Here is a 14,805-nt window from a genome sequence, read left to right on the forward strand (position 1 = left end):
GACTCAGGCCCCGAACAATCGACGGCGCAGGGCCGCGGCATTGCCGAAGATCCGGATGCCGAGCACCACGATGATCGCGGTGGACAGCTGCGTACCGACGCCGAGCTGATCGCCCACGTAGACGATCAGGGCGGCCACGAGCACGTTGAAGACGAAGGAGACGACGAACACCTTGGAGTCGAAGATGTGCTCAAGGTAGGCGCGCAGGCCACCGAATACGGCATCCAGCGCGGCGACCACGGCGATGGGCAGATAGGGCTGGATCGCCTCGGGCACACCGGGGTGGAAGACGAGCCCGAGCACGATGCCGACGACCAGTGCGGCGATTCCGATCATCGCTCGATCATTTCAGCAGCTGCCGTCACGGCTTCATCTCCTTGGCGAAGCGGATCTCGCGCACCGAGCCCCCCGGCACGTTCAGCGCCTCGCCGGTACTGACCGTAACCCCGACGCCGTAGGACCGCTGCAGCAGCATCAGTCGCTGCATACCGGAGCTGCGGTTGAACACATCCTGGATGGCGTGCGGCGGACCCAGCGCGATCACCTCATACGGGCTGGTGATCGGGCGGTTGTCGACCAGGATGCGGCCACCGGCCTGCCGGATGGTGACGCCGGCGCCCACCCGCACCCCGCCCACCGACACCGCTTCGGCGCCGCCGACCCACAACGAGTTGACCACCAGCTGCAGGTCGCGATCCAGGATCACCTGCTGGCTACCTGCGACCCGCTGCTTGCTCACATCGGTCAGATCACGGGACACGCCGGGATCGGTGACGGTGACCGTGACGCCGGGGCCGATCGCCGGGGTCACCGCAGCGGCGAATTCGGCGGCGTCGAGATCGGCGAGCAGCGCCCGGCCCTGTTCGTCGCCGGCCAATCTGCTGCGGCGTTCGGCCTCCACCTCGGCGGCCAGCCCGTCACGAGTGGCCTCGATTGCTGCCGTGCGGGTTTCGGCAGCACGGGCGCTCTCGGAGAGCACCTGCTGAGTCTGGCGATTCGCCGGCGCGAGCGCCTGCGCCTGCGACGCGGCGGCGGCGAAGACTCCTGCGATGATCAGTCCGGCCAGCAACGTCCAGCCCCATTGCCGCCCGCGCCGCGGCGGTCGATCGGTGCGGGCGGCGGCGGCCGCCGCGTAACCGGGATCGAGGTGTTCGGTGAGCAGCGAGCGCAGCAGGGAGGGGACCGGAATTCGTTGGGGTGCGCCGGCTTGGTGGGCGCTCAACCCCGCACGCGGGTGATAACCGCCCAACGAATTCGATCGCTCAGCCACCGGTGACGCGCCCCCGCGGTGTCGCCGGCGCGCGCGGCATGGATCGCGCCACCATGGACACCTGCATCAGGTACAGCACGGCCGACCAGAGGTAGAGCGCCAGACCCCAGATCAGGAACGCCCAACCGCAGGCCAGGATCACCCGGCTCCACAGGGCGTCGAATTGGCCGAGCAGGACCAACGGCAGCCCCGACATCAGCGCAAAGGTGGCGCCCTTGCCGAGATAGGTGACGGGCAAGGCGGTCAGACCACGCGAGCGCAGCAGCGGAAGGGTCGCCGCCAGCACCAGATCCCGGCCCAGCAGCACGATCACGAACCACCACGGCACCACGCCGGCAGCTGCCAGTGCCAGCGGGACGACGATCATGTAGACGCGGTCCACCAGCGGGTCCAGCAGCTCGCCCAGCCGCGAGGACTGGTTGTCGACCAGCCGGGCGATCTTGCCGTCGGCCCAGTCGGAGAACCCGCCGAACATCAGGACCGCCACCGCCCACCCGCTCTGTTCGGCGATCAGCAGCAGGTACAGAAAGACCGGCACGAGGATCAGTCGGATCGCCGAGAGCACGTTCGGGATCGTCAGCACCCGATCACCGATGCCGCTCGGCACCGAATCCTGTGGACGATCCCCCGCCGCTCCGCTCGCCCGGGTCATGGCTAGAAACCTAGCGGAACACGCCGGGCAGACTCAGTGCCGACATGACGTTGTCGGCCAGTGGGTCGTCATGGATCATGTACGTCCACGTCGAGGTGGGCCGCGCCAGCCTGGTCAGGTCCAGCCCGGCCACCCCCTCCTCGTCATCGACGATGGTGGCGGTGTCGAAGGTCTGCTGGGCGGCCTCGATCGCGTCGGCGGCCAGCGAGGCGAACGCGTCCACCGCCATCCGGTGGAACTCGTCGAGCGGGTTCTGGTTTCCCAGCGCCCGCAGGCTGATGCTCTCCCGGATATCGGCCAGATAGGCCAGGTGGTCGGCCCACCCGCGGTCCAGGTGATACAGCATGATCAGCCGGCAGATCTCCTCGAGGCGCTCCTGCGGAATCGTCTCGGCGAGTTCCTCGTACCGTTGCGGAGAGCGTTCTTCCAGCTCCTCCCTGGCGGCCGCGGTCCGCAGCAGGGTGTCCCGGCGCTCGACCAGGATTGCGCGTTGCTGCGCAGTGAGCTGGTTGTAGCGCCAGGTGTTGGCATGCAGGTCGAGCGTCTTGCCCTCGGCCACCCGCTGCGCGTGGTCCAGCAGGGCGGCGGCCCGGTTGCTGGTGATCCGGCCGTCGCCGTCGGTGGCCAGTGGCAGCTTGTTGGGCTCGACGAAGGACACCACCACGTCGTCCTCCCAGCTGGAGAAGAACACCGAGGACCCGGGATCGCCCTGGCGCCCGGCGCGCCCGCGCAGCTGGTTGTCGAGGCGTTCGGTGTAATGCCTGCCGGTGCCGATGACGTGCAGGCCGCCGAGTTCGGCGACCTCATCATGATCTGCTTCATCCGAGCCGCCCAGCCGGATGTCCGTCCCGCGGCCGGCCATCTGGGTCGATACCGTGACCCGGCCCCGCGCGCCGGCCTCGGCGATCACGGCGGCCTCCTCGGCGTCGTTCTTGGCGTTCAGCACCACCGCCGGGATGCCGGCCTTGACCAACCGCTCGTGCAGCTCCTCGGATTCGGCGACATCGCGGGTGCCGACCAGGATCGGCTGGGAGGTGGTGTGCACCTCGGCGATGTGCTCGACGATGGCGTCGTTCTTGGCGGCGATGGTGATGTAGACCCGATCGGCCTCGTCCTCGCGCATGTTGGGCTTGTTCGGGGGGATCGGGGACACACCGAGCTTGTAGAACTGGCGCAACTGCTCACCGGCGGCCAATGCGGTGCCGGTCATGCCGCACACCCGCGGGTACCGGTTGATCAGGGCCTGCACCGTGATGGTGTCGAGCACCTCACCGGTCTCGGTGATCTCGATGCCCTCCTTGGCTTCGACGGCCGCCTGCAGGCCGTCGGGCCAGCGCTGCAACGAGGCGATGCGCCCGCGGGACGCATTGATCAGGTGAACCGCGTTGTCGCGCACGATGTAGTGCACATCGCGTTCCAGCAGCACGTGCGCATGCAGGGCGACGTTGATCTCGGTCAGCGTCGAGCCGACGTGCTCCTCGGAGTAGAGGTCGATACCGCCGAGGGCGGCCTCGAGTCGTCGCGCGCCCTTGTCGGTGAGTTGCACGTTGCGCTTGTCGGGATCGGTCTCGTACTCGACACCCTCGCGCAGCTCGCCGACCAGCCGGATGATCTCGACCCGCGGGGTCTCCCGGTGCGACGTGCCGGCCAGCACCAGCGGCACCAGCGCCTCGTCGACCAGGACCGAGTCGGCCTCGTCGATCAGCGCGATGTCCGGGCTCGGTGAGACCAGGTCGTCGACGGAGATCACCAACTGATCGCGCAGCACGTCGAAGCCGATTTCGTTGACCGAGCCGTAGGTGATGTCGCAGCCATAGGCCTCCCGACGCTGTTCGGGGGTCGAGTCGGCGGTGATCCAGCCGACGGTCAGCCCGAGGGCACGGTGCAGCGGTCCCATCCACTCGGCATCGCGACGAGCCAGGTAGTCGTTGACCGAGATGACGTGCACGCTACGGCCACCGATGGCATATCCCGCCGCGGCGATGGCGCCGGCCAGTGTCTTGCCCTCACCGGTGGCCATCTCGACGACGTCACCGGCCAGCATGCGCAACGCGCCGAGCAGCTGAACATCGAACGGCCGCAGCGCGATCGACCGCTCGGCGGCCTCCCTGACAAGCGCCAGGAACTGCGGGATGTCCGACGAGTCGGCCAGGTCGTCAAGGTTGAGCAGCCCGGCCGCCTTGAGCAGCTGATCATCGTCGAGACCGGCGGCCTTCTCCTCGAACTTGGCCGCGGCATGCACCTGGGTCATCGAGCGCGCCTGGTCCTTGTCGGTGCTGGCGCCCAGCAGCTTCCAGAACCGGTTGCTCAACCGTCCTGACTTCGCACCGCCGGACTTGGACACCTTCGAGGTCTTGGAACTCACAGCCACAGTCATACGGTACGCGGAGCAGGTCGGGCTGATGCCATCAGCCGCGCTGCGACCAGCCTCAGCCTGTACCTTGCCCGCATGGACATGTTCACCCCGACGCTGGACTGGGGCAGTGAGCTGGGCACCTCACTGATCTGGATCGCCAAGGCCTGGACGATTGCGGCGGTCAGCACCGTGATCGTGCTGATCCTGCTGGCGAAGTTCACGGTCTGGGGGCGGCAGTTCTGGCGCATCACCGGCGCCTACTTCACCGGCCGGGAATCGGTGAAGGCGTGGCTGTGGCTGGGTGCCATCCTGCTCTCGATCATCTCCGGTGTGCGCTTGGACGTGCTCCTCAGCTATTACGGAAACGACCTGATGACCGCCGCGCAGACCGCGGTGCAGGGGGTGGCCGCCGGCGACGCCGCAGTCCGCCAATCCGGTATCGACGGGTTCTGGTTCTCCATCCTGATCTTCGCGGCGCTGGCCACCATCCACGTCTGCCGGGTGCTGCTCGACATCTTCATGATGCAGCGGTTCATGCTGGCCTGGCGGGTGTGGCTGACCGGCAGGCTGACCGACGACTGGCTCGACGGCAAGGCCTACTACCGCAGCCGGTTCATCGATGACACCATCGACAACCCCGACCAGCGCATCCAGGCCGATATCGACATCTTCACCACCAACGTCGGACCGCTGCCGAACACGCCGAACAACACCAGTGGCTCCACGCTGCTGTTCGGGGCCATCAGTTCGATCGCGTCGGTCATTTCGTTCACCGCGATTCTGTGGAACCTGTCCGGAAATCTGTCGGTGTTCGGCGTCAACATCCCGCGCGCGATGTTCTGGATCGCCATCGTCTACGTGTCCATCGCGACCATCATCGCGTTCTGGATCGGCCGCCCGATCATCCGGTTGACCTTCGACAACGAGCGGTTCAACGCCGTCTTTCGCTACGCCCTGGTGCGGCTGCGCGATTCGGCGGAGGCGGTGGCGTTCTATCGAGGCGAGGTTGCCGAGCGGGTGCAGCTGCGCCGGCGCTTCGAGCCGGTCGTGTCGAACTACAAGCGCTATGTGAACCGGTCGATCGCCTTCAACGGCTGGAACCTGACGGTCAGCCAGCTCATCAACCCGTTGCCGTGGATCATCCAGGCGCCCCGACTGTTCGCCGGTGAGATCAAACTCGGCGACGTCTCGCAGACCTCGTCGGCGTTCGGCAACATCCAGAGCTCGCTGTCGTTCTTCCGCAACTCCTATGACGCGTTTGCCGGCTGGCGCGCCTCGATCATCCGCTTGCACGGCTTGGTGGTGGCCAACGAGGAGGGCCGAGCGCTCAACGAGCTCACCGTCGAACCGTGCGGCAGCTGCCCCGTGGAGATCCGCGATGTCGCGGTGAGCACCCCCACCGGCGAGATCCTGGTCGAGGATCTGAACCTGCAGATGCAGCCGGGCGACACGCTGATCGTCACCGGCCAGTCCGGCGCGGGCAAGACCACCCTGCTGCGCAGCCTGGCGCAACTGTGGCCGTTCGCCAGCGGAACCCTGCGGTGCCCCGAAGGCGCCAACGAGACGATGTTCCTGTCCCAGATGCCCTATGTGCCCCTCGGTGATCTGCGAGCTGTGGTGTCCTACCCGAAGGGACCCGAGGAGTTCACCGACGCGGAGCTCATCGGCGCACTGGACAAGGTGTCACTCCCGCAATGCGCCAGACGCCTTGCCGAAGTGGCGGATTGGGTCAAGGTGCTCTCCCCCGGCGAGCAGCAGCGCGTCGCCTTCGCCAGGGTTCTGCTGACCAGGCCGAGGGTGGTGTTCCTCGACGAGGCGACCTCTGCCCTCGACGAGGGCCTGGAATTCACGATGTACGACCTGGTGCGCCGTGAGCTGCCCGACACCATCCTGGTCAGCGTCACCCATCGCAGCACCGTGGGTCAGCATCACGAGCAGCACCTGCACTTGTTCGGCGGGGGCAAGTGGGTGCTCGGCGATGTCGATCCCGAGACCGGAAAGCCCAAATCGCCCCAGCCGAGCTGAGCCGACCGCGCGCGGGTCAGCGCGCGGCGGCGTGCCTGCCCGCCCGGCGGCCGAAGAAAGAACCCTCGCCGAGCTGGACACCGCTGGCATATCCCTTGCCATCGCGCGCGATATTGGATGCGCACGCACCGGCGGCATACAGACCCGGAACCACCGCGCCGGACTCGTCGAGGACCTCGCCGTCCAGCGATACCGTCAAACCGCCCATGGTGAACCCGGAGTACATCGCGACACCGAGGGTCAGGTCGAATGCCGCGAACGGCCCGGTGTCCTGCGGGGCAAGGTAATCCGGCTGCTTGTGGAAGTCGGGATCGACACCGGCCGCAGCATCGGCGTTGTACCGCTCCAGGGTGGCGGCCAGGTTGCCGGACGGAATGCCCAGTGCCTGCTCGACTTCGGCGATCGTCTCGTAGCCGTCGATGAATTTGATCAGCGGCATCTCGGGCATCTGCATGTGTGCCTCATCGACGATCAGGTAGGCGGCGTGATCGGGTTGTTCGAGCACGAACGCCGATGTGCGCGAGTGGTAGGAGTCCTCGGCGACGAACCGGTGGCCGTCCTTGTTGACGATGACACCGGTGAGCAGGATCTCCGGCGGGTAGGCCGCGGCGGTGATGAATGCCTGATCCAGATTCTTGGCAACACCGCCCACGGACACACCGAGCTTGATGCCCAGGCCGTCGTCGTTGGGGTTGCCGAGGATGTAAGGCGCCACCGTGCCGTGATGTTTGGTCTTGCGTTCCTGACCCAGTTCCGGCGTGTACTGCGCCACCATCTCGGCGTTCATCGCGAAGCCGCCGGCGGCGATGATCACCGATTTCGCCTTGACCGCACCGGTTTCGGTGAAGTGCTTCCAGGCCACCCCCTGCACCGCACCGTCGGCGACCACGAGGTTCGTCGCACCGGTCTCGTAGCGGAACTGCACCCCGAGCTCCGCGGCTCGCTTGAGCAGTAACTGGATCACCATGTCGGCGCCGCCGAGTTCGCCGGGAACCGGCACCGAGTGACCGCGCGGTGCGGGCTTGGCCTGATCGATGAAGGGCCACACCTTCTCGTTGCCGGTGTAGGACAGCCCCTCGGTGCCCGGCGGGACCACCACCTTGCCCGGGTAGTAGCTGCGCTCGAACTGAAAGCCAAGGGACTCAAGCCAATCGAAGTGCTCGACGCTGTGGTCGCAGTAGGCGCGGATCTTGTCCAGTTCGGGGTCCTCGGTGACGGCGACCAGGTATTTGTACATCTCCTCGGCACTGTCCTCGTGTCCGGTGGCCTGCTGCACGGCCGTTCCGCCGCCGAGGTAGAAATGCCCACCGGCCATCGACGTCGTACCGCCGGCAGCGGCCGCCTTCTCCAGCACCAGCACCCGTGCCCCGTTCTCGGCCGCGGTCACCGCCGCACAACCACCGGCGATACCGAAACCCACGACGACGACATCGACGTCATCGGACCAGGAGCCGACGTCGGCCACGCCCATGGTTGCCGGGATCTGCTGCAGGGTCATCGTTGTCTCCTCGGGCGCATCACTGCTGTTGTTTCTTGACGTGGTCGAAAAAGGCTTGGATTTCCGGCGGTATGTAGGCGATCTCGAGAAACGGCACGCCGGCGTCGGCGCCGCCGACGTATCCGAAGTGCATGCCGCCGGGCATCACACCCCTGGTGACGACGGGCGCACCGGCTGCCGCCGCATCATCCAGCGCGGCCTCGAAGGCGTCCACATCCGGCACGGCAACGCAGATGTGGTGCAGTCCCGCACCGTGTGAGGCCAGGAATTCGGCATAGATGCTCTCGCCACGTACCGGCGCGATGAGTTCGAGCTGCAGGTCACCGGCGTAACTGAGCGAGATGTCGGCGACGAAGTCAGCGGGTTCGCCGCGATGGGTGCACGTATCCGGACCGAAATGCACACCGGGCATACGCACCCATGTGCTGGCACCCGACAGCGCACTGAGCATCTGCTCGGTGGCAGTCAGGTCTGCGGTCACCCAGGCAACCTGGACAGGTGTCTGATCATGCATCGCAGTGAGGATATCGCCAGTGCCCGACGATCGCTAGAACAGGTTCTAGTTCGCCGGGAATTCGCTGCTCATCGTGTGCACGAGCAACCCCAGCTGAGCATCGAAGACCGCGCCGGGATCGCTGAGCGTGTCGGCTCCGTACTGCCCGAATACCTCCAGGCTGATCGCACCGACCACGGTTGCCCAGGCCGACAGACAGGCCAGCATCAGCCGGTCACCGCCGGGGAATCCGAACTCCGCGCGAATGCCGTCGAAATCCGACGAGATCGGTTCACCCATCGAGTCGTCCGGGCTACCCACGACCCCACTGCGCACCCCGTCGGCAACGATCGACAACAGGCTGGCGATGACCCGGGTTCCCGGACCCACCGTCAACTCCGGGGGCGCGTGATATCCGGGCACCGGGCTGCCGTAGAGCAACGCCCACCGCGCGGGCTGCCCCACCGCCCAGGCGCGCGCCGCGCGCGCCAGCGCGACGAGCCGGTGATCCCAGTCCCCCACCCGCGCGGCCGCGTCCACCGCATCGGCAAGGTCGTCGTAGGCGTCGACGAGTAGCAGGGTCAGCAGATCATCCCGACTGGCCACGTACCGATACACCGCCGAGGACACCATGCCCAGCTCTCGGGCGATGGCGCGCAGCGACAGCCCCGCGGCGCCGTCGGTGACCAGATGACGGCGGCCGACCTGCACGATCTGCGCCTCGATACGGTCCCGCGCTTCCTGCCGCTTGCCCACGGGGCCAGTCTGCCACAAACGAGAACAGTGCTCTTGCTTTTTCGCGTCCAGGGTGCCATCGTCAAAAGAGAGCAGTGCTCACAACACTTTGGAGGAACGATGACCATTCGATACGACGAACCCGGCCGCGCGGCCCGAGCAGCCAATACGCTGATCCGGCACCTCGCCGAACTGGGCATCGAGATCGCGGGCAGCCGCGCGTTACGTGTCCGCGGCCGCAGCACCGGACAATGGCGGACGGTGGTGGTGAACGTGTTGACCGTCGACGGCCGCGACTATGTGGTCGCCACCCGGGGGAACACCCAGTGGGTCCGAAACGCCCGGGCCGCCGGCGAGGTGTTCACCGGACCGCGATGGAGGCGCAGACGCCGCAGCGTCGTGGAGATCGTCGACGCCGACAAGCCCGACCTCATCCGGCGCTACCTGGATCGCTGGTACTGGGAGGTCAAGGGTCACGCGGGCGGGTTGACACCCTCGTCTAGCGAGTCCGAGGTCAGGGAGATCGCCGCCTCGATACCGGTGTTCGAACTGGCCGGCTGAGTGGCGACCGCCTCGCGGATCCGCGGCACCGTTGCCTGCCAGGACACCGCGGTGGGCGCCCCGCCCCAGGTGCTGTTGAACAACCCGACGATGGCGGCTCTTCCGTCGGAAGTCAGGACGTAGACCGGACCGCCGGAGTCGCCCTTTTGGCTGACCACACCGTCTTTCATGGTGAACCAGCCGTTGTTGACCACACCGACCGTGCCGCAACTCTCGCCGGTGACGATGCCGAAGTGACAGACGGGCTGACCGGGCTGCTGGACCGCCAGCGCCTGGTCGAGAACCAGCGACCTACCGCCGGGAAGCACGGTGTTCACCTCGACGTCCGGGTTCAGGGTGATAGCCCCCCAGTCGGCCAGCTGATGATCACCGGTCACCGTCGCGCCGTCGGGGGTGTTGTCGTCGAAGAGTGCCATCTCGCCGAGGGCATTGCCGAACCGGTCGGTGACGGGCCCCGCACCGCGGCAATGCCCGGCGGTGAAGGCCACCCGCGCCGCGGGGTCGACGAACCCGAGAGTGCACATGGTGGTGCCCTGCCGGATTTCCATACCCGGGTGCACGGTGACTGCAGGTCCGGCGGCGGCAGGTCCGGCGGCGGCAGGTTCGGCGGCGGCAATACCGGCCGGGAACACACCGACCGCGGCGGCCGCGGCGATCATTGTCAGGAACAACCGTGCGCGCATCCAACCCTCCGATCCTCCACCCCTCCGGGACGAAATTACCGGGGTGCTGACGGGTGAATCGGATAACGGTCAGATCTCGTTACATCACAAGTCGTGTAACGACCCGCGTGTCACACCAGTCACACCAGTAACATGGCGTAACGTTCGTCGGCCCTACGGAAGGGTCAAGATCTGGCCGGGATGGACCAGGTCGACATCGGTCAGCCCGCTCGCTTCGGCGATGCGCTGCTGCTCGCTGCCGTCCCCATAGAACCGCTCCGCGATGCCCCACAGCGTGTCGCCGGACACCACGGCGTAGGTCCGTGGGCGTGGTGGCGCCACCGGCGAGCCCAATGCTGGCCTCTTGGCGCGCTGAAGTCGAATCCCCATGTCGTTCTCCCCTCGTGGCCACAGCCTAGAGACCACGAAGGCGGTCATGGGAGGTATTTGCACACTGCGGCCGGACCGTCAGGAATCGAAGCCCAGCCCCAGCTTGTCCAGCGTGCGTAACAGCACATTGCGCCGGCCCGCGGAATGGTCGGCGCGATCCAGTGACCACCGCGTCGCCTGGATCCCCACCGACGCGAACGGTTCCGGGGGGAACGGCAGCGGTTTCTTGCGGACCATCTCCAGTCGGGTGCGCGGTGTCGGCGTGCCGTCCAACAGATCGAGACAGACGTCGGCGGCAAAACGCGTCGCGCCCACCCCAAGTCCGGTGAACCCGTTCACGTACGCGACCCTCCCCCGGTGCGCGGTACCCCAGTGCGCGCAGAACCGGGTGTTGGTATCGATTGCGCCCGCCCAGCGGTGACTGAAGCGGACGTCATCGAGCTGGGGGAACGTGATGAAGAAGTGCTCGGCCAACCTGCGGTAGGTCTGCGGCCGGTCTTCATAGGTGGGATCGACCCGGCGACCGAAGTGATAAACCGCGTCGTAACCGCCCCAGACGATCCGGTTGTCCGCGCTGAGCCGGTAGTAGTGGAATTGGTTGGCGCTGTCGCCGACGCCTTGCCGACCGGTCCAGCCGATCCGCTCCAGTTGCGCTGCGGTCAGCGGCTCGGTGGACAACACGTAGTCATAGACAGGAACGGTGTACCAGCGATTGCGGCGCAGCAGACTGGGAAAGACATTGGTGGCCAAGATGACCCGGTCCGCCGTCACCGCGCCCGAGCCGGTGCCCACACGCAGGGCACCATCTGCGGACTCCAGCGATATCGCCCGTGTGTGCTCATGCACCTGCACGCCGGCCTCCAGACAGGCCCTGGCCAGCTCCATGGCGAGTTTGGCCGGGTGCACCAGTGCGCAGCTGTCCGGCTCGTAAAGCCCGGCCCGATAGGTCGGCGAGTGGACCTCCGCGCGCACCTGCTCCTGATCGAGGAGCCGTCCCTCGCCGGCGGCGGCGGATTCGGCGAGCCAGTCCACCTGGTGCGGCTCGGTGGCCACCGAGAGCATCCCGGTCCGTTCCCAATCGACGTCCAACCCGAGCCGTTCGATATCGGCGGCCATGCCGTCCAGGTTCGCCATTCCGAGCTCGGTGAGGGTGTCGAATTCGGCTGCCCACCTTGATCGCCCGTTCTCGGCGCCGTGGGTGAGGCTGGCGTCGACGAAACCACCGTTGCGGCCCGAGGCCGCCCAGCCGACCCGGTCCGACTCGATCAGGATGATGCGGCGGTCCGGATACCGTTCGGCGGCGTGCAGCGCCGCCCACAGCCCGGTGTACCCGCCGCCGACGACCAGCAGATCGCAGCTCTGCGACCCGACCAGAGGTGGATGGTCCGGGCGTGCGATATCCAGCCACATCGGGGCGAACACACTTGCCGCCAGCGACCGTTCGACCAGCGCGGGGTCGACAGGGGCATCGAAGACTGTCCTCACCAGGGCGACACTACGTGGTGAACGGGCGGTTCAGTGCGCAGCCGATCGGACCGGCTCGGTGCTGCGGGTCGGGGTCCACCCCGGCGGCCCGAACACGTATCCGAGCTTGTCTCGCAATCCGCGCGCGCTGCGCACCGCACGGGCGATCTTGACGTACTCATGGGTCTGCAATGTCCAGATGTTGAAGGTATCGACCTGCGTGGTCAACCCGTAGTGCGGTCGGAACAGCTCATCCTGGTAGCTGCCGAACAGCCTGTCCCACAGGATCAGGATCCCGCCATAGTTCTTGTCGAGGTACTCGGCATCCATACCGTGGTGCACCCGATGGTGCGACGGCGTGTTGAAGACGAATTCTATTGGCCGCCATAGCTTGTCGATGCGCTCCGTATGCACCCAGAATTGGTAGACGAGGTTCACCGAGAAGCTCGCGAACACGACCCATGGCGGAACACCGAGCAGGGGCAGCGGAATCCACATCAGGATCTCGCCGCTGTTGTTCCACTTTTGGCGCAGGGCGGTGGCGAAGTTGTAGTACTGACTGGAGTGGTGGGCCTGGTGGGTGGCCCAGATCAGTCGTACCCGATGTGCAGCCCGGTGGTAGGCGTAGAACAACAGGTCCACGCCGAGCAACGCGATCACCCAGGTGTACCACCGATCCGCCGGTAGCTGCCATGGCGCCAGGTAGGCGTAGATCGCCGCATAGCCCAGCAGCGCTGCCGCCTTCCACGCAGCGGTGGTGACCACCGAGACCAATCCCATCGACAGGCTCGTCCAGGCGTCGCGGCGCTGGTAAGCGCCCGCGGGACTGCGCTGGTCTGCGCCTGCGGCGCTGGGCTGGCCTGCGCCTGCGGCGCTGGGCTCGAGGTGTTCGAGCCGGCGCGCCGCGGCCCATTCCACGACGAGCAGCAGCAGGAAGAACGGGATGGCGAACAGGACCGGGTCGCGCATCTGCGCAGGCAGCGCGGAGAGCAATCCCATGACGGCGTCCATCCACGGAGCCTAACCGCAGCGGTGCCGGTTCAGCGGAAGCTCAACACCTCGGTTCCCCAGGTGCTGCGCTGGATATGGTCCGGATCGAAGGCCAGCTGATCATCGCGCCCGATCAACAGATTGACGCGGTTCTTTTCGTCGTATGGGCGCCACCGCGGGCCGTTGTCGGCATCCGGTGACCCACCGCGCGCAAAATTGCACCACCGCTGCCGCATCATGTGTGAGACCTCGGTGCCTGCGGCGAGACCACCGAGCTTGAATGTCGGGTCACGACGGCCGGCCACCAAGTTGCCCCACACATAGGGCAGTTCGGTGGCATGCGCGCCGCCCAATCCGAGAACACGGAGCATGGGGGTCGACCAGTCGAACCGATACATGTACACCGGCGCGACCACGCTGTGGCCCTCGGCAAACCAGATCGACGGCATCCGGAAGCCGATGTCACGTGCAACTCCGAGACCGGGTTTCTTGCCGCGCCCGCGGTAGACCGCCGCGATCTGGGCCGGGGTGGGGATCTGCAGGTCGGGTTGTTCGGAAGCGATCGCGGTGAACATCTCGCTGATGGCCTGTCCGCTGATGGGTAGCAGCGGCGAGCGCATCCACCGGAACAATGCCGCCTCGTGCTCGTTGGTGCCGATGATCAGCGGAACCGGCAGCGTACGGCCCGATCTGGCGACGTTCACCGGGTAGTCGGGCACGATGTCACCGTCGACGATGGGGGCGAACCCCAGGGTGCCCGGCGCCAACCGCGGCACGTCGTTGAACAATTCCTTGGCCGCGGCGATGATGGCAGCCGCCGGCAGCTCGCTCAACTGGTCCGATTGCCGAGCCGTCATACCGAGTTCGCCGAGGAACTGCTCACCGATCCGCTGCGCGCGTTTCTGGTCGTAGACCGAGGTGACCGGCGAACTCTGGGCGATCGCGCGATTGAACAATCCCTCGGCGGCGGGGCTGGCCAGCAGCGTGGTGACCACGCCCCCGCCCGCCGACTCACCGAACAGCGTGACCCGATCCGGGTCGCCGCCGAAATTGGCGATGTTCTCGCGCACCCACCGCAACGCGAACAGCACATCGCGCAGGCCGGTGTTGGTCTCGAAACCCTCGCCGAGCCACGACAGGTCCAGGAAGCCGAACGGGCCGAGACGGTAGTTCACCGTCACCACGACGACATCCCCGCCGGCGGCCAGTTCGCGCCCGTTGTAGAGCGGCTGGGCACCCGAACCCAGGATGTAGGCGCCGCCGTGCACCCACACCAGGACCGGCTTGCGCCCATCTCGCTCGTGGACGTCGCCGTGGGCCGGAGCCCAGATGTTCACCGTCAGGCAATCGGCTCCCTGCGGCGCGCCCAGATCCAGCGGGATCCGCGGGTCGGTGGGCTGCGGGCACACTGGGCCGAGCACGGTGGCATCGGCCGGCTCGGTCCACGGTTGCGGCGGTTGGGGCGCACGCCAGCGCAGCGGTCCGACGGGCGCGGCGGCATATCGAACCCCCAACCAGTGGGTGACGACGCCGTCGCCGGCGCCACGCACCGGGCCGTTGGTGGTCTCGACGACCGCGCTGTCGTGCATCGAGAATCGGGTATCGGTCACATCCCCCATAGTGGCACCGCCGATCTCGGGCGCACCGATACGTGACGGGGTCCATATCTCCCACCCGCAAGTCGCCACCACCACCCGACACCAGCCGGA

At 66.9% G+C, this 14,805-nt stretch carries 14 protein-coding genes; 2 read left to right on the forward strand and 12 right to left on the reverse strand.

Annotated elements, in window-relative coordinates; genetic code table 11:
- Positions 1–3 precede the first annotated feature (3 nt).
- From FBY28_RS01910 to secA2, 4 genes are read right to left on the reverse strand one after another with little or no spacing between them, the layout of a single operon-like run.
- Positions 4–336 carry a small basic family protein gene (locus FBY28_RS01910; protein WP_019509972.1) on the reverse strand — a complete coding sequence of 111 codons (333 nt, stop codon included), beginning with the start codon at positions 334–336 and terminating at the stop codon, positions 4–6.
- A 25-nt stretch (positions 337–361) separates the two neighbouring features.
- Complete coding sequence (locus FBY28_RS01915; RefSeq protein WP_174241520.1) at positions 362–1,270, reverse strand: DUF881 domain-containing protein; 909 nt, start codon at positions 1,268–1,270, stop codon at positions 362–364.
- Positions 1,263–1,922, reverse strand: coding sequence for a CDP-alcohol phosphatidyltransferase family protein (locus FBY28_RS01920; protein ID WP_216847438.1), 660 nt, complete (start codon positions 1,920–1,922; stop codon positions 1,263–1,265). Before FBY28_RS01920 ends, FBY28_RS01915 begins: the two co-directional genes overlap by 8 nt.
- Before the next feature lie 10 nt (positions 1,923–1,932).
- Positions 1,933–4,293 (reverse strand): accessory Sec system translocase SecA2, encoded by a 2,361-nt coding sequence (gene secA2, locus FBY28_RS01925; RefSeq protein WP_286177646.1) that lies wholly within the window; start codon positions 4,291–4,293, stop codon positions 1,933–1,935.
- Between the two features lie 78 nt (positions 4,294–4,371).
- Here secA2 and FBY28_RS01930 point away from each other — a divergent pair, with 78 nt between their 5' ends.
- The gene (locus FBY28_RS01930; protein WP_141863851.1) at positions 4,372–6,303 is read left to right on the forward strand and encodes an ABC transporter ATP-binding protein/permease; all 1,932 of its coding nucleotides are present in this window, start codon (positions 4,372–4,374) and stop codon (positions 6,301–6,303) included.
- Between the two features lie 16 nt (positions 6,304–6,319).
- Here the strand turns inward: FBY28_RS01930 and FBY28_RS01935 are convergent, their stop codons facing one another.
- The 3 genes from FBY28_RS01935 to FBY28_RS01945 are packed head-to-tail and all read right to left on the reverse strand — an operon-like array spanning position 6,320 to position 9,050.
- The gene (locus FBY28_RS01935; protein WP_141863853.1) at positions 6,320–7,801 is read right to left on the reverse strand and encodes an FAD-binding protein; all 1,482 of its coding nucleotides are present in this window, start codon (positions 7,799–7,801) and stop codon (positions 6,320–6,322) included.
- 19 nt (positions 7,802–7,820) lie between these two features.
- The gene (locus FBY28_RS01940; protein ID WP_141863855.1) at positions 7,821–8,315 is read right to left on the reverse strand and encodes a VOC family protein; all 495 of its coding nucleotides are present in this window, start codon (positions 8,313–8,315) and stop codon (positions 7,821–7,823) included.
- 45 nt (positions 8,316–8,360) lie between these two features.
- The gene (locus FBY28_RS01945; protein ID WP_141863857.1) at positions 8,361–9,050 is read right to left on the reverse strand and encodes a TetR/AcrR family transcriptional regulator; all 690 of its coding nucleotides are present in this window, start codon (positions 9,048–9,050) and stop codon (positions 8,361–8,363) included.
- Between the two features lie 99 nt (positions 9,051–9,149).
- On the opposite strand from FBY28_RS01945, the gene FBY28_RS01950 reads away from it, so the two are divergent.
- Positions 9,150–9,590 carry a nitroreductase/quinone reductase family protein gene (locus FBY28_RS01950; protein WP_141863859.1) on the forward strand — a complete coding sequence of 147 codons (441 nt, stop codon included), beginning with the start codon at positions 9,150–9,152 and terminating at the stop codon, positions 9,588–9,590.
- Here the strand turns inward: FBY28_RS01950 and FBY28_RS01955 are convergent.
- The 5 genes from FBY28_RS01955 to FBY28_RS01975 all read right to left on the reverse strand — a co-directional run bounded on the left by FBY28_RS01955 (position 9,503) and on the right by FBY28_RS01975 (position 14,715).
- Positions 9,503–10,273 carry an Rv1815 family serine proteinase gene (locus FBY28_RS01955; RefSeq protein ID WP_216847441.1) on the reverse strand — a complete coding sequence of 257 codons (771 nt, stop codon included), beginning with the start codon at positions 10,271–10,273 and terminating at the stop codon, positions 9,503–9,505. The two genes, FBY28_RS01950 and FBY28_RS01955, sit on opposite strands and share 88 nt — an antisense overlap.
- A gap of 153 nt (positions 10,274–10,426) precedes the next feature.
- Positions 10,427–10,642, reverse strand: a complete 216-nt coding sequence (locus FBY28_RS01960) for a LysM peptidoglycan-binding domain-containing protein (protein WP_286177648.1) — start codon at positions 10,640–10,642, stop codon at positions 10,427–10,429.
- A gap of 78 nt (positions 10,643–10,720) precedes the next feature.
- Positions 10,721–12,130 (reverse strand): NAD(P)/FAD-dependent oxidoreductase, encoded by a 1,410-nt coding sequence (locus FBY28_RS01965; RefSeq protein WP_286178484.1) that lies wholly within the window; start codon positions 12,128–12,130, stop codon positions 10,721–10,723.
- 27 nt (positions 12,131–12,157) lie between these two features.
- Positions 12,158–13,117, reverse strand: a complete 960-nt coding sequence (locus tag FBY28_RS01970; RefSeq protein WP_141863866.1) for a sterol desaturase family protein — start codon at positions 13,115–13,117, stop codon at positions 12,158–12,160.
- A gap of 29 nt (positions 13,118–13,146) precedes the next feature.
- Entirely contained in the window at positions 13,147–14,715 is a 1,569-nt protein-coding gene (locus FBY28_RS01975; protein ID WP_141863868.1) for a carboxylesterase/lipase family protein, read from the reverse strand.
- Positions 14,716–14,805: the final 90 nt, after the last annotated feature.

The organism is Arthrobacter sp. SLBN-53, from assembly GCF_006715585.1.
GTDB lineage: Bacteria > Actinomycetota > Actinomycetes > Mycobacteriales > Mycobacteriaceae > Mycobacterium > Mycobacterium neoaurum_A.

Coding starts and splice junctions, on each gene's coding strand:
- FBY28_RS01910 (WP_019509972.1), bottom strand. CDS start 336: ATGATCGGAATCGCCGCACTGGTCGTCGGCATCGTGCTCGGGCTCGTC.
- FBY28_RS01920 (WP_216847438.1), bottom strand. CDS start 1,922: ATGACCCGGGCGAGCGGAGCGGCGGGGGATCGTCCACAGGATTCGGTG.
- FBY28_RS01930 (WP_141863851.1), top strand. CDS start 4,372: ATGGACATGTTCACCCCGACGCTGGACTGGGGCAGTGAGCTGGGCACC.
- FBY28_RS01935 (WP_141863853.1), bottom strand. CDS start 7,801: ATGACCCTGCAGCAGATCCCGGCAACCATGGGCGTGGCCGACGTCGGC.
- FBY28_RS01940 (WP_141863855.1), bottom strand. CDS start 8,315: ATGCATGATCAGACACCTGTCCAGGTTGCCTGGGTGACCGCAGACCTG.
- FBY28_RS01950 (WP_141863859.1), top strand. CDS start 9,150: ATGACCATTCGATACGACGAACCCGGCCGCGCGGCCCGAGCAGCCAAT.
- FBY28_RS01955 (WP_216847441.1), bottom strand. CDS start 10,273: ATGCGCGCACGGTTGTTCCTGACAATGATCGCCGCGGCCGCCGCGGTC.
- FBY28_RS01960 (WP_286177648.1), bottom strand. CDS start 10,642: ATGGGGATTCGACTTCAGCGCGCCAAGAGGCCAGCATTGGGCTCGCCG.
- FBY28_RS01970 (WP_141863866.1), bottom strand. CDS start 13,117: ATGGACGCCGTCATGGGATTGCTCTCCGCGCTGCCTGCGCAGATGCGC.
- FBY28_RS01975 (WP_141863868.1), bottom strand. CDS start 14,715: ATGGGGGATGTGACCGATACCCGATTCTCGATGCACGACAGCGCGGTC.